This is a genomic window from Vagococcus fluvialis (genome assembly GCF_048815235.1).
In the GTDB taxonomy this organism is placed as follows: domain Bacteria; phylum Bacillota; class Bacilli; order Lactobacillales; family Vagococcaceae; genus Vagococcus.
Window position 1 is genome coordinate 58367 of the sequence record NZ_JBMEAO010000008.1, and the last position, 20203, is coordinate 78569.

A 20203-nucleotide genomic window follows, 5' to 3' on the forward strand; every position below is an offset into this window, starting at 1 on the left:
TCATTATAAAACAAAAAAAAGACTGATACTTCATAAAATATCAGTCTTTAGTCTTAGTTTTTTATTTAACAACTAATTTATCTAAGCTAGCAAATGATAATGCCATCTTAGCAATTTCAGTTAATTGTCTTAGTCGGTTATTTCGGATGGCTTCATCGTCTACCATAACCATTGTGTTTTCAAAATAGTTTTCAATTAGAGGATTTAATCCTTTTAATGCTTCGAAATTATCATTTAATGATAACTTACCAGCATTTAACTTGATTTGATTAAATGCTTCAAATAATTCTTTTTCAGCATCATTTTCAAAAAGTTGTGGATCTACTTCAGCCATTGAAGCATCTAATTTTTCAGATAAGTTAATCACACGTGTTAATGATTCCACAGTTGGTTTGAACTCAGCTGTTTGAGCGTGTTGACGTAAAATTGAAGCAATTTCAAACATTTGGTGTAAATCAGTTTGTTCGCTTTCAACAACGGCTTCAATAATGTCATGTCTGAAGTCTTTTCCGTTAAACCATTGTTTCATTCTTGCTTTTAAGAAGGTATCAATAGGTTGTTTCGTTTCAGTTAATTTAATCCCAAATAATGCCTCATTGTTGTTAATCATTTCTTCAATTTCTTGATGAAGTGAGCCAACTGGGAATTTCCAGCCTTTATTCTCAATGATTCTAACAATTCCAAAAGCTTGACGACGTAGAGCATAAGGGTCGTTTGAACCTTTTGGCGTTAAGCCAACTGAGAAGAAAGTAATCAAGGTATCTAACTTATCAGCAATAGCTAAAACAGCTCCAACATTGCTTGATGGTAATTCACCTTCACTTGATTTTGGTAAATAATGCTCGCGAATAGCTTGAGCAACTTCTGGTGATTTCCCTTGTAATAAGGCATACTTCTCACCAATCACACCTTGTAATTCAGGGAACTCATCAACCATTAAAGTCACTAAATCGAATTTATAAATGGCACTCGCTTCTTTTAACTGTTCCATTTCACTTGCTGATAAGCCTACTTTAGTTGCTATAACTTGAGCAATCGCTCCAACACGTTGCATTTTTTCGTAAATTGAACCGATTTTTTCATGGAATGTCACATTTTTTAACTTCTCTACATAAGCATCAATTGACATTTTAACGTCTTCTTGATAGAAAAATTCAGCATCTTCTAAACGTGCTTTTAATACTTTGGCATTTCCTTTAGCTACGTTCTCGATATGTTCAGCATTCCCGTTACGGACACCAATAAAGTGATTTAATAAACTATTTTCTTTAGATAGTACTTCAAAATAACGTTGATGTTCTTTCATTGATGTAATCAAAATTTCAGATGGCACACTTAAATATTGCTCTTCAAAATCACCAATGAAAGCGGTTGGGTATTCAACTAAGTTATTAACTTCTTCTAATAGTTTTTCGTCAATTGGAATAATCCATTGATTCGCTTCTTCAATTGCTTTAATTTGACTCACGATTGTTGCTTTTCTTTCTTCTGCATTAACAACCACAAACTCAGCCGCTAAATCTGCTTCGTAGCTACTTGATGATTTAATTTCAGTGTCTTTTCCTAAGAAACGGTGACCACGACTGACACGGCCACTTTCAACATCAAAAAGAGTCATTGGAATTAATTCTTCGTCTAATAAAGCAACTAACCAATGAACAGGACGAATAAATTTATAATTGTAATTAGCCCAATGCATTGAAACTGGGAATGTTAAACTCATGATAACTTCTGATAACCCACTTAAAACATCTTTAGCTGCTTGGCCTTCAATAAATTTATTAACATAAACATAATCTTCGCCGTTAAATTCTTGGAAGAATAAATCTTCAACTTGAGCTTGTTGACCACGAGCAAATCCAATAGCTGCTTTACTCCACTCACCATCAGCCGTTTGAGCGATTCTTTTCGCAGGTCCTTTAGCTACTTCTTCAATATTATCTTGTTTCTCAGCTAAGTCGTTAATACGTAAAGCAAAACGACGAGGTGTTGAGAAAGATTCAATCGTTGAAAAGCTTAAACGATTCTCTTTTAAGAATGTCGTTACTTTTTCAACTAATTGTTTCACACTTGGCGTCACAATATGAGCTGGTACTTCTTCTAATCCGATTTCTAATAAAAATTGTTTCGTCATCTTATTTTTCCTCCTCTAGTTGTTTTAATAGAGGGAAGCCTAATTTCTCTCTCTCTTCTACAAATGATTTAGCAATCTCACGCGCCATATTACGGATACGCGCTAAATAGCCAGCTCTTTCTGTTACAGAAACAGCTCCACGAGCATCTAATAAGTTAAATGTATGACTACATTTTAAAACATAATCATAAGCCGGATGAGCTAGTCCTTTTTCAATACACATTTTAGCTTCTTTTTCATATTGATTAAATAAATCTAGTAACATCTCTTGGTTACTAACTTCAAATGAATAGACTGAATGTTCATACTCAGGTTGAACAAAAATCTCGCCATATTTAACGCCATTTGTCCATTCTAAATCGTAAACACTTTCCACTTCTTGGATGTAAGAAGCCAAACGCTCAATACCATAAGTAATTTCTGAAGTAACAGGTTTACACTCTAATCCACCTACTTGTTGGAAATAAGTAAACTGAGTAATTTCCATACCGTCTAACCAAACTTCCCAACCTAAACCAGCACAACCCATTGATGGATTTTCCCAGTTATCTTCTACAAAACGAATGTCATGTTGTAAAGGATCAATCCCTAATAATTTTAAACTTTCTAAATAAAGTTCTTGAATGTTTAAGGGTGATGGTTTCATCACAACTTGGAATTGATGATGTTGGTACAATCTGTTTGGGTTATCTCCGTAACGGCCATCAGCTGGTCTTCTTGAAGGTTCCACATAAGCTGCGTTCCATGGCTCAGGACCAATAGCTCTTAAAAATGTATATGGGCTCATTGTTCCAGCCCCTTTTTCTGTATCATAAGATTGCATTAACATACAACCTTGTTCTGACCAATATGTTTGCAGTGTTCTAATCATTTCTTGAACGGTTAATTTGTGACTCATTTGTCATCCTCCTTTAAAATAATACAAAAAGTCCCTATGTTTGATCCTTATCAAACATAGGGACGATAATTATCGCGGTTCCACCCTACTTCCAGTTAACAACTGGCAGCTTCATTCATTACTCAGGAACGCCTTCGAAAAATAACATAACCTTTGGCTTTCACCTTCCCAAAGTCGCTTATGATATGGTTTATTTTTCTTTTTTTCCTTCAACGTAAGTATCTTATTGTTAAATTTATATTAAGCCTTGAATGGCTATTTGTCAATCATCACTTTTCAATCTTTTTTCAACATATTTTCCCAAGATTTCATTTCATCAATAAATTTTTTACTTTTTAAAAAGATTCCCACATACTCTTGATACAAATCATCTAAAATGATTCTTATTTGGTCTTTTGTTTCACTTTGAAGGTCAATAGTATTTAGTTGGTCATATTTAATTTGTGAGAACAACCGAATAAAGTGAAGCCCTCTTGGATTAAAATGGGCGCGTCGTTCATCCATATGCCAGTGTTTTTCACATAACAAACCGTTATTAGCATAAGAGTAATCAAATTTCCCTTGTTTGTTACCACAAATCGCGCAACTCTTCCAATTAATCGTAATACCAAACCGTTGAAGTAACTGTACTTCAAAAATATTGGTCACAATTTCTGGATCAACCTCTTTATTAAGTAGAACTAAGGCTTCTAAGGTAAATCCGTATAGAGCAGGATCATAAATACCATCTTCAATCGCTACGTCTACAAGGTTCAAGATGTAAGTAGCATACGCTGAAATAAAAATATCTGTTTGAATTTTTTCATAGGGGGTTATCTCTTTAACGGTATTTAAGAAAGATAAGCCTTCACTTTTAATATCACCTATAAAACAAGCTTTTGTAAAAGGTTGTAGTGCTGCAGTTAGTGGATTATTTTTCCGATTAGCTCCCTTAACAAAAAACATTTTTTTACCATAAGTTTCAGTAAAAATTTTGACTAACTTGTCTTTTTCTTTATAATTTCGGCTAAAGAGAACAATTCCATTAAAGTCTTCCTGATGCCTCACACGTCTCACCCCTTTTTCTTCAAATAAAAAGAAAGACAACAATTTGTCCTTCTTTTTTATCCGTTAATTAATAATCCATCTCTTTGTAACCATAGTTTTGTAAGTCTTTTTGTTTATCACGCCAATTTTTTTGAACTTTTACCCAAAGCTCTAAATAGACTTTGTTACCTAATAAGTTTTCAATGTCTTTACGACTCTTAATACCGATATTTTTAAGCATCTTTCCGCCTTTACCGATAATAATTCCTTTTTGACTATCACGCTCTACAATAATCGAAGCTTGAATATGAACTTTATCAAACTCATCACGTTTCATACTTTCAGTCAACACGGCGATTGAGTGAGGTACTTCTTGCTCAGTTAAATGGAGAATCTTTTCTCTAATTAATTCAGAAACGATGAAATACTCTGGATGATCCGTTACTTGATCGTCTGGATAAAATTGTGGTCCTTCTGGTAAATCCTTTGTAAGGGTTGTTAATAAAGTATCCACGTTATTTCCTTCAGTTGCAGAAATTGGGATAATTTCTTTAAAGTCTAATTGTTGTGAGTAGTCATCCATAATAGGCAATAAAGCATCTGGATGAATGGTATCAATTTTATTAATAATTAAATAGATTGGTGCTTGTGCATTTTTTAAACGTTCAATAATAAAATCATCTCCGCGTCCTCTTGGTTGGTCAGCACTAACCATAAATAAAATAGCATCCACTTCTCTTAAAGCACTGTATGCTGTTTCCACCATAAAATCACCTAATTTAGTTTTAGGTTTATGGATTCCTGGTGTATCAATAAAAACGATTTGCTCGTTTTCAGTTGTGTACACACCTTGAATTTTGTTACGTGTTGTTTGAGCTTTATCACTCATGATGGCGATTTTTTGGGCTACAACACGGTTTAATAAAGTCGATTTCCCTACGTTAGGGCGACCAATAATGGCTACAAAGCCTGATTTGAATCCTTCTTTAAACATACTATTTTCCTCTCTTATTTAGGCAATTAAATGCCACAATTTAGGTAAAAAGATAATTAATCCAACAATTACCGCAAAGCAAGCTGCTAGTAAGACAGCACCTGCTGCCATATCTTTAACCTTTTTAGCTATTTCATGATACGTGTGATTAGTCACTAAATCAACTAAATTTTCAAAACACGTGTTAATGACTTCAGTAATAAACACTAAAAAGATTGCTGTTAACACGAAAAGCCACTCTGTTTGATTTATTTTAAAAAACCAAGCAGCTAATAGGGTTAAAAGACTAAAAGAAACATGATAAGTCATGTTTCTTTCTTCTTTAAAAACTGTTTGAATGCCATTTAGAGCATGTTTCAAAGACTCTAAAAATGATTTATTTTTATCCGTCTTCATCTTATCTTTGAAGTCCATAATCATCAAGTATCTTGCCTTGCAATGTAAACATTTCTTTTTCGTCTGCTTCATTCATATGATCATAACCATTTAAATGTAAAAAGCCATGAACAACTAAGAATCCTAACTCTCTTTCGAATGAATGATTAAAATCAGCAGCTTGTTCTGAAATTTTTTCAACAGAGACAATTATGTCACCAATATTTCTTGGCATATCAAAGTCTTCCATATCAAAAGGAAGTTCGTCTATTCCTTCATCTTCTAATGCAAAACTGATCACATCAGTTGGCGCGTCTTTGTGACGGTATTCTAAATTAATTTCGTGTATTTCTTTATTATCAACAAAAGTTACTGACATCTCAGTATCCTCGGACAGATTTAGAGGTTCTTGATTAGAAGCGAACTCTAAAATATTCGTTACTAATTCAATTTGTTCCTCTGTTAATTTAGCTGTCTTATCTACTAAAGTAATATCCATCTTTAAATTTTCCTTCCTTCTTGTTCCTGTTTCATTTTCTCTGCTTCCGATTTCATTTTCGGATATTTGATTCGTGAATGGAACGTACTACATAAACCATCTACAATTGATTTTTCAATAATCGAGATTTCTTTTAATGTTAACCCTGTATCCACTAATTGTCCATCTTCAAGGCGTGAACGAATTAAATTATGAACAAACTCAGCAATTTTATCATTAGTTGGGTGTCCCATTGCTCTGACAGCCGCTTCTGCACTATCAGCAATATTAATAACACCAGCTTCTTTAGACTGAGGTTTTGGTCCTGGATATCTAAAGCTTTCTTCAATGGTTTCTGAATTACGCTCTTGTTCTTTAACATAAAAATATTTCATTAAAGTGGTTCCATGATGTTGTTGACAGACATCAATAACGAACTGAGGCATTTCTGCTTCTTCTAAAATCTTAACACCTTCCGTTACGTGAGAAAAGATAATCTCTTTACTATCAGATGGCAGTAAGAAATTATGTGGATTTTCAGCTCCATCAGGTAAGTTTTCAACAAAGAAGTTAGCATGTTTAATTTTACCAATATCATGATAATAACAAGCTACTCGAGTTAATAGTGAACGACCACCGATTGCTGCGACCGCGTTAGCACTAAGACTAGCAACCATCATACTATGATGATACGTTCCAGGTGCTTCTTCTAATAACCTCTTAAGTAATGGGTGATTTGGATTACTTAAATCGTTTAAGACAATCACACTATCATCAGTCACCATCAGTTCAATATAAGGATGTAAACCTATTGAAAGGATAAAAGAGAAAATACCACTTGCTACCGCAATAAATAGACTCGTTAATGTTTTACTATCGCCAAAGTCTAAACCTTGATAAGCCGTTAATATAGCAATAAATAGGAACGGGACAATTATCAATAAGAAAAAGGCAGATTTTAATTGGGTTTCTAGTCTACGTTTAACTAAGAAGGTTGCGATACAGCCACTAAAGGCATAAAACAACGTAATAACAAGTAAACTAGTTGTTCCAGCAAGATTATAGAAAATAAAAATAGAGTAAATTGCTTGGAACATAGCAACTAGTAAGCCCCATTTCCGGCTCATAAACATGGTCAGAATAACAGGAACAAAAGCTGCTGGGAAAAGTAACGCCACATTACTTAGAGTATCTTTTTGGAATAAATACAGCATCTTCATAAAGAAAATAGCCAAGGTAATACAAACAGCGTAAAAAGTAATACTCTTAACAGCACTGATTTCTTCATTTTGAGTTTTAATAATATAAGCAATTAAACCAAGTTGTAACATTAAGGTTACGATTAACGCTAACATTGGAAAAACTGAGGTAGACTGATTGTTCAATCCTAAAACTTCAATTTTGTCCATTGCCTTAGCATCGATTTGTTCACCTTCACGCACAATAATTTCACCTTGGAAAACAATAACTGGTTGCACATTATGTTTAGCGTTTTGTTTTAGTTGCTCCGTTGCTTTTTCGTTTAAAACTTCATTTACAACGATACTCTTGTCAATCACAGTGTTAACATAGCTTCTCATACTTGTTGTGATGTTAACATATTGTAATTGCTCTTTTGCTGCTTGTTTTTCCATTTGTAAATTAGAATTTCTAATTTTTTTATTCATAACCGTTTCTACAACCGAAATACTCTGTTCCCTTATTCCTTGTAACTCTTCTGGATTGAAGTTGAATAATCCTTCGTAAAACGAGTCTGGGTATGACTGGAAATAAGCTAGACTATTTTGATTCAATTTTTCAAATTGAGACTTAAGCATTGGCAGTTTTTCTTCTGCACTAAGTTGAGAAACACTTTTTTTGTCTTTTGCTGCATTTAATTTTTCATTATACACAGCATCTGCGTCTTCATTTGTTTTATTAACCATATCGAATAATGATGTTACCAAATCAACTTGCGTTTTTGCTTTATTGGCGTCAAAGCTATATTCAGGAGTGACACTCTCCATAGCAATTTTTTGTTTTTCTTCGGTTTCGACTTTATTTTCAATGGTCTTATTGGCTCTTATTGTATCTTCAGCAAGTTGTCCTTCTTTGTATACAATTTGCTTTTGAGCCACGCTACTTCTCATAACAACAAATAACACTAAAGACATAATAGTTAATACAATTGGAATATACTTTTTACCAATCATATCTGGAATTTTTTTAATATCAAATTTCATGTCTACCCTCCTTTAATAAGGATTTAAACTTATTAATTATTTGAATAAGCTTTAATGATATCAGCTACGACTGGATGTCGAACCACATCAGATACTGAAAACTCTACAAATTTAATCTTATCTATTTCTTTTAAGATACTCATCGCGTGAATTAATCCAGAATCCACTCCTCTTGGTAAGTCAATCTGACTTTGGTCACCATTTATAACCATTTTTGAGCGGTTTCCTAAACGTGTTAAGAACATCTTCATTTGTGATTTCGTTGTATTCTGAGCTTCATCAAGGATAACAAAACATTCTTCCAAAGTTCTCCCTCTCATATAGGCTAGAGGAGCTATTTCAATCACTCCACGGTCCATCAAACGATTTGTATGCTCCATCCCTAAAATCGTGTACAGCGCATCATAAATCGGTCTTAGATAAGGGTTAACCTTTTCTTGTAAGTCCCCAGGTAAAAAGCCTAAACTTTCGCCCGCTTCTACAGCAGGTCTAGTTAAAATAATTTTTTCAACCTCACCATTTTTTAAAGCTGAGACTGCCAAACAAACAGCTAAAAATGTTTTCCCAGTTCCGGCAGGTCCAACACCAAAGACAACATCATTTCGTTTGATTGCTTCAACATAAGTCTTTTGTCCTGTATTTTTAACACGAATCGGATTGCCTTTAGCATCTTTGATGAGCGTTTTTTCATATAAACTCAAAAATTGTTCTAATTCATCTTTCTTTGCCATTTGAATGGCCGTGATAATATCCGTAGAACCAATTTTATGGCCTCTGGTTACTAATTTTTGAATATTCTTCAATATCTCTCTAGCATAAGTAACTTTTGTTTCTTCACCACTTATACGGATAAACTCACCACGACTTGTAATTCTTAGATTTAAATAATCTTCTAATAATTTCAAGTGTTTATCGTGGGTTCCAAAAATTTCGTTTACATCTACATTATCATCTAATCTAATATCAATTGAATATTCATCTACAGTTGCCAAATAAACTACAACTCCTTCTATTATCTATCACCCATAAATAATACCATAAATATCAGATATGAAAAAGGAAAGTAAAAAAATAAGCAATGAGCATTAGCTCATTGCTTACTTAATAATAATTAGAATTTTTTGCGCTTTCTAGCTGCTTCAGACTTTTTCTTACGTTTCACACTTGGTTTTTCGTAATACTCACGTTTACGGTACTCTTGTAAAGTACCAGTTTTTGAAACGGAACGTTTAAAGCGACGAAGAGCGTCATCTAATGATTCGTTTTTACGAACTACAGTTTTTGACATATAATTCCCTCCCTCCAAACTTTTGGTAACCGTTTTTCATATATAGTAATAAACAAAAAACCGTTCTTTAATATTATAACCAAACACGTTTTTAACGTCAACTAGGAGTTTCACTTTTTTAAACATTTATTGCATTTTCCTAATATTTCAAATCGATGGCTTTCCATCTCAAAATCAGGTAATTGTTCTTTAAAGAAATCCATAGGACACATATTTATCTCTCTAGTTGCTCCGCATTCAGTACAGATGAAATGATGATGGTGATGACTATGGCATTCTGTGACATCGCAGTGAAACCTAAATTTTTTCTCACCATTTAATTCTGTTTCTTCTAATATTTTCATTTTTGAAAAATCTCTTAAATTACGATAAATGGTATCGTAACTGATTCCGCTGTACGTTTCATTCATAAAATCAAATACTTCTATTGCACCAACGTAACGGTTTTCTTCAATTAAAAATGTTAGAATTTCTTCTCTTTTCTTTGTGCATTTAAAGCCATTTTCTTTAATAATATCTATCGCACTAACTAATTGTTGTTTCACAGACTTCACCTCACTTACTCATTCCACTACTACTATTATATGATATAATGACCTATAAGTAAAAAGATTAAGAAAGGATCCTAATTTATGACTAAAAAAATACATATGTATATTCTTTCAGATTCAGCTGGTGAGACAGCTTCAAAGCTTGCTCAAGCTACTATTGCTCAATATGATCAGTCTGATGTTGAAATTCAAATTATTAAACGAACTTTTATTTATGAAGAAAGTGATTTACTTGATGCTTTAGAAGAAGCTAAAAACCTTGAAGCTATGGTTCTTCAAACATTGATATCAGAAGATTTAGTTAAAGTAGCTAATGAGTTTTGTCAAAAAAATAACTTGTTTACAATAGATGCCCTATCTCCCCTTGTAAATGAAGTGAAACGTCGTACTCAAACAGAACCTTCTCGAGTTCCAGGAGCACTTCATTTCTTAAACGAAAATTATTTTGAACGTATTAATGCCATGGAATTTGCTGTTAAATATGATGACGGTAAAGACCCTAGAGGCTTTTTAGAGGCCGATATTTTATTATTAGGTGTGTCAAGAACATCCAAAACACCTTTAAGCTTATTCTTGGCTAACAAAAATTTAAAAGTTGCTAACTTACCTTTAATCCCAGAAGCTCATATTCCACCACAAATTTGGGAAGTTGATCCTAAAAAAATCGTTGGTCTTACAAATGACCCTAAAATATTGAATGCCATTCGTGAAGAAAGAATGCGTTCTTACGGATTAAGACCAAATACTGCTTACTCGGATATTGGTAAAATTAAAGAAGAGCTCCAATTTGCAGATGACTTATATAAAAAAATCGGTTGTCTAATTATTAATGTGGCTCAAAAATCAATTGAAGAAACAGCTTCAATTATTTTAAGCGAACTTGAGCTTGAAGATCATAGTTATTTCAGATAATAACCAAAAGAAGAAGTCGATTGATTAGTCGACTTCTTCTTTTTTAATGAATTTTTATTTTGTATGATCGTTCAAAGACTTCTCCTGGCACTAATTTGTTAATACCAAGTTTTTCTTCAATTTTACCTGTTGTTTCCAATGTATCAGCAATGCCTGCCCACGGTTCGATACAAACAAAAGGAGCATCATTGTGATAAGGCGTCCAAATCCCCACATAAGGTAAATCATGATAAGAAAGGGAAATACCATGTTCTGTTTTATCAGACAAAATTGAAAAAGTATTCTCACCAACTGTTTCTAAAATAAAGGCGTCATTTTTAAAGAACTCACGATGTAACTGAATAGACGTATTGGTTTGAGCCAATGTTTTTTCTTTTAAATCCACATAAGGCCCTTTTAAAGGCAATAAAAAGCGTGACTTAGATGGGGCAAAATGAATATAATAATCATCAAATTTACTATCTTCCACAAGTGGCACATTAAACGCAGGATGTCCCCCAATGGCAAAAAACATTTCTTTCGATTGCGTTCTCACGTCATATCCGACTTCTAATTCTTGTCCAATCAACTCGTAGCTTAAACGTAATTCAAATGAAAAAGGATAAACTTTTAAAGTCTCTTCGTTATCAGTTAATAAAAAAGTTACTTTGTTAGCTGACTCTTCTTCTACCTCAAATGCCATATCTCGTGCGAACCCATGTTGACCCATATAATATTCAGTTCCTTGGTAGCTATATTTATTTTCTTTTAAGCGTCCCACAACTGGAAACAGAATTGGTGCGTGTCTTCCCCAATAATTTGGATCAGCTTGCCAAATAAATTCAAGATTGTTTTCTTTTAATTTAAAACTTGAAATCTCAGCACCATGATGTTTAATCGTTACTTGGCATAAATCATTTTCTAGAATAGTTTTCACAATAAACTCCTCCATTAAATTAGCGTTTCTTTATCTAGTCCCTCTTTAAAAAGTGGATTGATAATTTTGATGTACGTTCCCTTCATTCCTAAAGAACGAGTTTCAATAATCCCAGCAGATTCTAATTTTCGTAAGGCATTCACAATAACTGAACGTGTAATCCCAATTTTATCAGCAATCGTTGAAGCCGTTAGTCTTCCTTCGTCTCCTTCTAATTCATTAAATATAGCTTTAACAGCTTTTAACTCACTATAAGAAAGAGTACCAATGGCCATTTTGACATTCGTTGTATCACGAGTTGTTTTTTCAATTTCCCGAGATTGTTGATATAAGAATTGCATACCAACGACTGTCGCACTGTATTCAGCTAATATTAAATCTTCAATGGTAAAAGCAGGTTCAATTCGCCCTAAGATAATAGAACCTAATCTTTCACCAGCTCCAAAAACAGGTACAATTGTCGTATAGGTTTCAATTTGTTCTTCAAGGTCTCTTAATTCTACTGGAAAAACAGTCATTTCATCTGCGATACTTAAATTATCTTTTGTTTTATCTACTAAAGATAATCGGCGAATATAACTAGTTGGAAATTGCTGATCTTGTAACATGGCTTGTAAGCGTTCGTTATTAAAATCATGATTGACCACATACCCTAACACAACACCATTTTTATTAACGATATAAGCATTACAATTTAGAATATCTCCTAAAATATCAGCCATTTGGTTATAAGGTAATTCTGATAATAAACTTAATGTGTTTTCTCTTTGAAGTAATTCGTTAATCATTCTTGTTTTTCTTAATAAATTCTCCACACAAAACTCCTCCTTAGTCTAACCAAAATTATAGAATATAACGGCTTAGATCTTCATCCTTAACGATATGTCCTAATTTCTCATTTACATAGGCTTCAGTAATCGTAATCTCACCCATTTGCATATCAGGAGATTCAAATAATAAATCTTCTAATAGTTTTTCTAAAATCGTATGTAAACGACGAGCCCCAATATTATCAGTCTCACTGTTAACGTCAAATGCAATATTAGCTAATCTTTCAATCGCTTCTTTTGTAAAGGTAACTGAAATATTCTCAGTTCCTAAAAGCGCGATGTATTGTTTAACCAATGCATTATCTGGTTCTGTTAAGATACGAACAAAATCATCCGCTGTTAAGTCGTCTAACTCAACGCGAATTGGAAAGCGTCCTTGTAACTCAGGAATTAAATCGCTTGGTTTACTTAGGTGGAAAGCACCAGAAGCAATAAATAAAATATGCTCTGTTGATACTGTTCCATACTTAGTATTAACTAATGAACCTTCAACAATCGGTAAAATATCACGTTGAACCCCTTCTCTTGAAACTTGTCCTGAATTCTCAGATTTTGATGTAATCTTATCAAACTCATCAATGAAGATAATACCGTGATTTTGAGCTAATTTAATTGCCTCGCTATTAATATCTGCATCATTAACTAGTTTTTCAGACTCTTCCTGAATTAATAATTCACGTGCTTCAGCAACTGTTACTGTGCGTTTCACTTTTTTCTTAGGACTTAACGCACTCAATGTATCTGATAAATCAATGCCCATTTGCTCTAAACCATTGTTCATCGCAGGAGTTGCTTTTTTCTCTTCCACTTCAATGGTCACTTCACGGTTTTCAAGTAAACCTTTTTCAAGTTGGGATTGGACTGTTTCACGGCTCACACGAATTGAATCTGTGACTTCTTCCGTTTCTTCTTCAACGCCACTTTGCATGTTACTCATCATTTGCATCATCATGTCAAATTGATTGTTTTTTTGTTTTTTCTCTTTTTTAATGCCTGGAACTAGTAGTTTCACTAAACGATCTTCAGCTAATTTCAATGCTTGAGAATAAACTCGGCTATATTGCGCTTTTCTAACAATTGTAATACTTGCTTCTACTAAATCCCTAACCATTGATTCGACATCTCGGCCCACATAACCCACTTCAGTAAATTTAGTTGCTTCCACTTTAACAAATGGCGCATTAACAATTTTAGCTAAACGGCGAGCAATTTCAGTTTTACCAACACCAGTTGGTCCAATCATTAAAAGATTTTTCGGTGTAATTTCTTGTTGCATGTCTTCATCTAGCTGCATACGACGGTATCTATTTCTAAGAGCAACAGATACTGATTTTTTTGCTGTATGTTGTCCAATAATATATTTATCTAATTCACTTACAATTTCTCTAGGTGTTTTTTGATTAGTTGTCATATTTTTCAGTCCTTTAAATTTCTTCTAAAATAATATTGTGGTTGGTATAAACACAAATGTCGCCAGCTACGTGTAAAGCAGCTTTAGCGATATCGCCTGCTGTCAATTCCTCTTTACCATTTTGTTTTAAAGCTCTAGCTGCAGCTAAGGCATAGTTTCCACCTGAACCGATAGCTAGAATACCATCATCTGGCGCTATTACTTCACCTGTTCCTGAAACAACAAGCATTTCTTTGTCGTTCATAACGATTAGCATTGCTTCTAATTTTTGCATCATTTTATCACTGCGCCACTCCATAGCTAATTCAACAGCAGCACGCATTAAATTTCCTTTATATTCGTTTAATTTGCCTTCGAATTTTTCTTCTAAGTTAAAGGCATCAGCCACGCTCCCAGCAAAACCAACGATTACTTCACCATTATAAATACGACGTACTTTTTTAGCAGTTCCTTTCATTACGACAGATTCCCCCATCGTTACTTGTCCGTCACCTGCCATGGCGAATTTGCCGTCTTTTTCAACGGCACAAATTGTTGTTGAATGAAATGTAGTATATCCCATAATAAAATTCCTTTCTTAAGCTCGCGGATGAAAATGGCGATAATTTTTTTGTAAGGTATCAGTTGTCACATGTGTATAAATTTGTGTAGAAGATAAACTAGAATGGCCAAGTAATTCTTGAACCGTTCTAAGGTCAGCTCCATTATTTAATAAATGAGTGGCGAAAGTATGTCTAAACATATGAGGATGAATATCCGTTGTTAGACTACTTTTTTCAATTAATTTTTTTAAAACGTATTGAATACCAGCGTCAGTTATAGGCGCTCCTCGGTTATTTACAAATAGATAACTATGAGTATCTGTAGTCTTTGTCATTAAAACATCTCGACCTTCTGTTAAGTAGGTTCGAATAGCGTCTTCTGCAAAAGAACCAAAGGGTACATAACGTTCTTTACCACCTTTTCCAAATATTAAAACAACTGATGCGTCAAAATCAATATCTTGAAGTTTAATGTTGACACACTCGCTAACACGAATGCCCGTTCCATAAAGAACTTCTAAGATTGCTTGATTTCGGTAATCTAGTGGACGATTTCCTTCAGCCGAATCAAATAAAGCGTTAAGTTCTTTCTCGTAAAAAAAACGAGGTAACTTAGATTGCTGTCGCTTCATTTGAACATATGAAAAAGGATTCTCACTTAATAAATCATTTTTCATTAAGAACTGATAAAAAGATCTTAAACTTGATAATTTTCGACTAATCGTATTTCGACTGTACTCTCTGTCATGTAAATAAGCTAAGTAGATTCGTACGTCTTGCAAAGTAACTAATAAATAATCATCATTGCCTGATTCTTTTAAAAATAAAAAGAAATCTGTTATATCATCTTCATAAGCTTCTTTTGTTTTCTCTGAGTATTGTCTTTCGATAATAAGGTACTTTAAAAAATCTTCTAAGTCTTTCATATGATGTAATCCTTTCCAATAAATTACAAGAACAATGTAACACAATCAATAATCTAACACAAATGAATTGTCAGAATTTAATGAATTTTACTTTAAAATGACACAATTTATTCATATTTTAAACAAAAGAAAAAGACTATCTAAAAAATGATAGTCTTTTTATTTGTTATTTCACTTCTGCAACTACAGCTTTCATATCTTCTAAAGCACGATTCGCAATGGCTGTGTAGCGCTCTTTTTTATCACGGATACGTTCAGGTAACTCTGGGAAGATACCAAAGTTAACATTCATTGGTTGGAAATGTTTACCTGATGTGTGCGTAATATAGTATGCCATACTTCCGATAGCTGTTGTTTGAGGGAAGACAACTGGTTCTTCACCTTTAGCAAGACGAGCTGCATTCGTTCCTGCTACTAAACCACTAGCTGCTGATTCAATATAACCTTCTACCCCAGTCATTTGTCCCGCAAATAAAAGTGTTGGACGTTTTCTTGATTGGTAAGTTGGTTCTAATAATTCAGGAGAGTTCATAAAAGTATTGCGGTGCATTACCCCGTATCGCACTATTTCTGCGTTTTCCAATCCTGGAATCATTTGGATGATACGTTTTTGTTCGCCCCATTTTAAATGGGTTTGGAAGCCAACAATGTTGTAAAGTGACGCAGCTGCATCATCTTGACGTAATTGGACAACGGCATAAGGACGTTTACCTGTTTTAGGATCTTCTAATCCAACTGGTTTTAATGGACCAAATGTCATTGTTTTTTCTCCGCGGTTAGCCATAACTTCAATCGGCATACATCCTTCGAAGAATTTTTCTTTTTCAAATGATTTTAAAGGAGCCACTTCCGCAGTTACTAAAGCTTCTCTAAAAGCATAAAACTCATCTTTAGACATTGGACAGTTTAAATATGCTGCTTCTCCTTTGTCATAACGAGATTTTAAGTAGACTTTGTCCATATCAATCGTATTTTTATCAATGATTGGTGCTGCCGCATCATAAAAATACAGCCCGTCTGATTCAGTAAATTCTTTGATACTTTCGGCTAAAGGTTCAGATGTTAAAGGACCAGTCGCAATAATCGTAATCCCTTCTTCTGGAATGGACGTGATTTCTTCATGGTGAACCGTAATATTTGGATGACTACTTACACGCTCAGTCACTTCTGAAGAAAAACCTTCTCTATCTACTGCTAATGCTCCACCAGCTGGTACTTGGTGTTTATCAGCTGAAGCGATAATCACTGAGTCTAACTGACGCATTTCTTCTTTTAAAAGACCTGCTCCATTTGTGATACTATTTGCTCTAAGTGAGTTCGTACAAACTAATTCTGCAAATTTATCTGTATGATGAGCTGGTGTTTTTTTAATTTTTCTCATTTCGTATAGGTCAACTTTGACCCCTGCTTCAGCTGCTTGGAATGCGGCTTCACTTCCTGCAAGTCCCGCTCCAATGACTGTTACTTTCATTTCTGACATTTTTTAACCCTCTTTCCTCAAGTAAAAAAATAATAAAGGGACTTAAAACATAATGTTTTAGTCCCTCGACGTTTGTATTATACACAATTTTAATTACAATAGACAAGCTTTTTATTTTTGCACGTCTTCTTTATAATCACAGTCACTACAAATAATTTGTTGACCACCACGTACTTTTTTCTGAACTAAGTAATGAGAACACTTCGGACAATCTCTTCCAATTGGACGATCCCATGATGTAAATTCACATTCAGGGTAACGATCACAACCAAAGAAGATACGATTTTTCTTCGTTTTCTTCTCAATAACGTCTCCCTCTTTACAAGTTGGACAAGTCACACCGATTTTCTTAACAATCGCTTTTGTATTGCGGCAATCAGGGAAGTTACTACATGCATAAAATTTCCCGTATTTTCCAAGTTTGATTAACATTGGATTGCCACACTCTTCACAGTCAAAGCCAGCTGGTTCATCTTTAAGCTGTACTTTTTCAATGCCAGTTTCTGCTTTTTCTAACTCAATAGCAAATGGTTTGTAGAATCTATCAACCACATCTACCCAGTTTTCTTGAGCAATCGCAATTTTATCTAAGTCTTTTTCCATCTCAGCTGTGAAGTTAACATCAACAATTTGAGGGAAAAATTCTACTACTAAGGTATTAACAATTTCACCTAACTCCGTTGGCTCAAATCGTCTAGCATTTAATTTAACGTAATAGCGACGTTGAATGGTTTCAAGAGTTGGCGCGTATGTAGAAGGTCGACCTACCCCATTTTCTTCTAGTGTTTTAATTAAAGTTGCTTCACTAAATCTTGCTGGTGGTTGGGTAAAGTGTTGTTTAGGTTCAATATCTGCAGATTTAACAACGTCGCCTTCATTTAATTCAGGTAAAATATTTTCTTTGTCTTCTTTACCATCATCTTTGCCTTCAATATAGACTTTCATGAAACCTTGGAACTTGATTTTAGAACCATTGGCTACAAATTTAACACCATTTTGTTCTAAATCTACTCTCATCGTATCTAAGACAGCAGGTGCCATTTGACTGGCTACCATACGTGACCAGATTAATGAGTATAATTTAAATTGATCTTTATCTAAAAATTCTTTAACTGATTCAGGTGTTCTTAAAACACTTGATGGACGAATTGCCTCATGGGCATCTTGAGCCCCTTGAGCATTTTTCTTAACTTTAGGCTCTCCATTTGTATATTCTTTGCCATATTTTTCAGTAATAAAGTTAAAAGCATCTGTTTTAGCCGTATCAGATAATCTAGTTGAGTCTGTACGCATATAAGTAATTAAACCAACAGTTCCTTGTCCTTTACCAAGTTTGATTCCTTCATAAAGTTGTTGAGCAACCATCATGGTTTTTCTAGTTCTAAAGTTTAATTTTCTAGCTGCTTCCTGTTGTAAACTACTTGTTGTAAACGGAGCTGCTGGATTTCTTTTACGTTCTTTTTTAGTGACTTTAGTAACTTCGTAATCTCGACCTGTTAACTTTTCAGTAACGGCAGCTACTTCCTCTTGATTACTTAGTTTTAACTTTTTGCCATCGATTCCGTAAAAGTTTGCTTTAAACTTCGATTTTCCTTTAACAAAATCTCCCGTAATACTCCAATACTCTTCAGGTTCAAAAGCTCGAATTGCTTCTTCACGATCAATAATCATTTTTAGAGCAATCGATTGAACACGACCAGCACTCAATCCTTTTTTCACTTTCTTCCATAGTATTGGACTAATAGAGTAACCAACTAAACGGTCTAAGATACGACGGGCTTGTTGGGCATCCACTAAATCAACATTAATTTTTCTAGGTTCTTTAAAAGCTGCTTTAACAGCATCTTTTGTAATCTCATTAAATACAACTCGGTTATTGTCTTCTAAATCCAAATCTAAAATGTGGGCGAGGTGCCAGGCAATGGCTTCCCCCTCCCTGTCCGGATCGGCTGCGAGGTAAACTTTATCCGCCTTTTTCGCATATTTCTTTAATTCTTTAATAACTGGTCCTTTACCACGAATGTTGATGTAACCAGGTTCATAGTTGTTTTCAATGTCGATTCCCATTTTACTTTTCGGTAAATCTCGAATATGTCCTACACTTGCGACTACCTTATAGTTTCGACCAAGATATTTTTCAATAGTTTTTGCTTTAGCTGGGGATTCTACGATTACTAGATATTTATAACTCATGTTTTAATCCCTTTCTCTAACTTAATTTATGTTTTATTTTTTTGTGTTCAACAATCGTAAACTATCTTAGTCCATTAAGGAGAGGCTTGTCAAGGTAAGTTACTAAAAAAAATATTAACTAAGATACCATTCCTCTAATATATCGGATGTTTTCCAAATACATTTAGCTCCTGCTTGAATTAATTTTAAACAACCTTCAGAGCTTTTAGATAAAGGATTTCCCGGAACAGCAAAGACATCTCGTCCCTCATCAAGAGCAAATTGAGCTGTTATAAAAGTCCCACTTTTTTCTTTTGCTTCAATGACACAAGTTCCACGACTAATTCCTGCAATAATTCGATTGCGACTTGGAAAATGATATTTTAAAGGTCTAACTCCTGGTAAATACTCAGAAAGAAGCAACTGCTCACGCCCTATAAACTGCTGTAAATTTTCATTTTCTTTCGGATAAAAAATATTTAAACCTGAACCAATAACAGCTATCGTTTTACCATGGTTTCGAATGGCTGCCTGATGGGCAAAAGTGTCGTTTCCTTTTGCTAAGCCGCTAACAATACAAATCTCTTTTTGACATAACTCTGGAACTATTATAGAAACCATTTCTTTTCCAAAATGACTAGCCTCTCTTGAACCGATAACAGCTAATCGATTGGTTTCTTTTAATAAATTAATATTGCCTAAGTAGAATAACGCGATTGGGGGATTGTAACTTTCAATTAAATTTTCAGGGTACTCTTCTTCCATAATCGTTATAAAAGAATAATGATCTAAAAAATAATGAAAATCTTCGTGTGTTAGTTTAAATGCTTCTATAAAAGATTCCTGAAATAAGCTATGATAAACCGCTTTGACACGACCAATTTTAATAAATGTGATAACGTCTATAGGTTCTTCCGGATGTTCTATGTAGTGATTTAATATCCTTAATAATCCTTTATTACCAATTCCTTTTAAATGCTTCAATTGAAAAATAAACAATCTATATTCCATAAAAAAACCTCCTAATTTACACTACTTTATTAGTAAA

The 20203-nt window shown here is 33.9% G+C and carries 19 protein-coding genes; 1 reads left to right on the top strand and 18 read right to left on the bottom strand.

Going from position 1 to position 20203, the window contains the following annotated elements; all coding sequences use genetic code 11:
* Window positions 1-61: 61 nt before the first annotated feature.
* From glyS to ACODH8_RS06730, 10 genes are all read right to left on the bottom strand, one after another.
* The gene (gene glyS / locus ACODH8_RS06685) at window positions 62-2134 is read right to left on the bottom strand and encodes a glycine--tRNA ligase subunit beta (protein ID WP_332465309.1); all 2073 of its coding nucleotides are present in this window, start codon (window positions 2132-2134) and stop codon (window positions 62-64) included.
* A 1-nt stretch (window position 2135) separates the two neighbouring features.
* Complete coding sequence (gene glyQ, locus ACODH8_RS06690; protein ID WP_332465308.1) at window positions 2136-3032, bottom strand: glycine--tRNA ligase subunit alpha; 897 nt, start codon at window positions 3030-3032, stop codon at window positions 2136-2138.
* Window positions 3033-3308: 276 nt separating this feature from the next.
* Window positions 3309-4079, bottom strand: a complete 771-nt coding sequence (gene recO / locus ACODH8_RS06695) for a DNA repair protein RecO (RefSeq protein WP_332465307.1) — start codon at window positions 4077-4079, stop codon at window positions 3309-3311.
* Window positions 4080-4146: 67 nt separating this feature from the next.
* Window positions 4147-5052: a GTPase Era gene (gene era / locus ACODH8_RS06700; RefSeq protein ID WP_332465306.1), complete on the bottom strand. Its 906-nt coding sequence runs from the start codon at window positions 5050-5052 to the stop codon at window positions 4147-4149.
* An 18-nt stretch (window positions 5053-5070) separates the two neighbouring features.
* The gene (locus ACODH8_RS06705) at window positions 5071-5466 is read right to left on the bottom strand and encodes a diacylglycerol kinase family protein (protein WP_332465405.1); all 396 of its coding nucleotides are present in this window, start codon (window positions 5464-5466) and stop codon (window positions 5071-5073) included.
* Window positions 5450-5926 carry an rRNA maturation RNase YbeY gene (gene ybeY / locus ACODH8_RS06710; protein ID WP_332465305.1) on the bottom strand — a complete coding sequence of 159 codons (477 nt, stop codon included), beginning with the start codon at window positions 5924-5926 and terminating at the stop codon, window positions 5450-5452. Before ybeY ends, ACODH8_RS06705 begins: the two co-directional genes overlap by 17 nt.
* Window positions 5927-5928: 2 nt before the next feature.
* Window positions 5929-8127, bottom strand: coding sequence for an HDIG domain-containing metalloprotein (locus ACODH8_RS06715; protein ID WP_332465304.1), 2199 nt, complete (start codon window positions 8125-8127; stop codon window positions 5929-5931).
* 32 nt (window positions 8128-8159) lie between these two features.
* On the bottom strand, window positions 8160-9119 hold the full coding sequence (locus ACODH8_RS06720; protein ID WP_420503575.1) for a PhoH family protein: 960 nt from the start codon (window positions 9117-9119) through the stop codon (window positions 8160-8162).
* A 119-nt stretch (window positions 9120-9238) separates the two neighbouring features.
* Window positions 9239-9415 carry a 30S ribosomal protein S21 gene (rpsU, locus tag ACODH8_RS06725; RefSeq protein WP_086343118.1) on the bottom strand — a complete coding sequence of 59 codons (177 nt, stop codon included), beginning with the start codon at window positions 9413-9415 and terminating at the stop codon, window positions 9239-9241.
* Window positions 9416-9525: 110 nt separating this feature from the next.
* Window positions 9526-9960: a Fur family transcriptional regulator gene (locus ACODH8_RS06730; protein WP_332465404.1), complete on the bottom strand. Its 435-nt coding sequence runs from the start codon at window positions 9958-9960 to the stop codon at window positions 9526-9528.
* 87 nt (window positions 9961-10047) lie between these two features.
* Here ACODH8_RS06730 and ACODH8_RS06735 point away from each other — a divergent pair, with 87 nt between their 5' ends.
* Window positions 10048-10878 carry a pyruvate, water dikinase regulatory protein gene (locus ACODH8_RS06735; protein WP_332465302.1) on the top strand — a complete coding sequence of 277 codons (831 nt, stop codon included), beginning with the start codon at window positions 10048-10050 and terminating at the stop codon, window positions 10876-10878.
* Window positions 10879-10921: 43 nt separating this feature from the next.
* Here ACODH8_RS06735 and ACODH8_RS06740 read toward each other — a convergent pair whose 3' ends face one another.
* From ACODH8_RS06740 to dprA, 8 genes are all read right to left on the bottom strand, one after another.
* The gene (locus ACODH8_RS06740) at window positions 10922-11794 is read right to left on the bottom strand and encodes an aldose 1-epimerase family protein (RefSeq protein WP_332465301.1); all 873 of its coding nucleotides are present in this window, start codon (window positions 11792-11794) and stop codon (window positions 10922-10924) included.
* A gap of 14 nt (window positions 11795-11808) precedes the next feature.
* Complete coding sequence (gene codY / locus ACODH8_RS06745; RefSeq protein ID WP_332465300.1) at window positions 11809-12609, bottom strand: GTP-sensing pleiotropic transcriptional regulator CodY; 801 nt, start codon at window positions 12607-12609, stop codon at window positions 11809-11811.
* 28 nt (window positions 12610-12637) lie between these two features.
* On the bottom strand, window positions 12638-14035 hold the full coding sequence (gene hslU, locus ACODH8_RS06750) for an ATP-dependent protease ATPase subunit HslU (protein WP_332465299.1): 1398 nt from the start codon (window positions 14033-14035) through the stop codon (window positions 12638-12640).
* A gap of 13 nt (window positions 14036-14048) precedes the next feature.
* Entirely contained in the window at window positions 14049-14597 is a 549-nt protein-coding gene (hslV, locus tag ACODH8_RS06755) for an ATP-dependent protease subunit HslV (RefSeq protein ID WP_332465298.1), read from the bottom strand.
* A 15-nt stretch (window positions 14598-14612) separates the two neighbouring features.
* A complete protein-coding gene (xerC, locus tag ACODH8_RS06760; protein ID WP_332465297.1) occupies window positions 14613-15503 on the bottom strand; it encodes a tyrosine recombinase XerC in 891 nt (296 codons plus the stop codon).
* Window positions 15504-15669: 166 nt separating this feature from the next.
* Window positions 15670-16983 (bottom strand): methylenetetrahydrofolate--tRNA-(uracil(54)-C(5))-methyltransferase (FADH(2)-oxidizing) TrmFO, encoded by a 1314-nt coding sequence (trmFO, locus tag ACODH8_RS06765; RefSeq protein WP_420503569.1) that lies wholly within the window; start codon window positions 16981-16983, stop codon window positions 15670-15672.
* A gap of 111 nt (window positions 16984-17094) precedes the next feature.
* On the bottom strand, window positions 17095-19176 hold the full coding sequence (gene topA / locus ACODH8_RS06770) for a type I DNA topoisomerase (protein WP_332465296.1): 2082 nt from the start codon (window positions 19174-19176) through the stop codon (window positions 17095-17097).
* A 114-nt stretch (window positions 19177-19290) separates the two neighbouring features.
* Window positions 19291-20166 carry a DNA-processing protein DprA gene (gene dprA / locus ACODH8_RS06775; RefSeq protein WP_332465295.1) on the bottom strand — a complete coding sequence of 292 codons (876 nt, stop codon included), beginning with the start codon at window positions 20164-20166 and terminating at the stop codon, window positions 19291-19293.
* Between the last annotated feature and the right edge of the window lie 37 nt (window positions 20167-20203).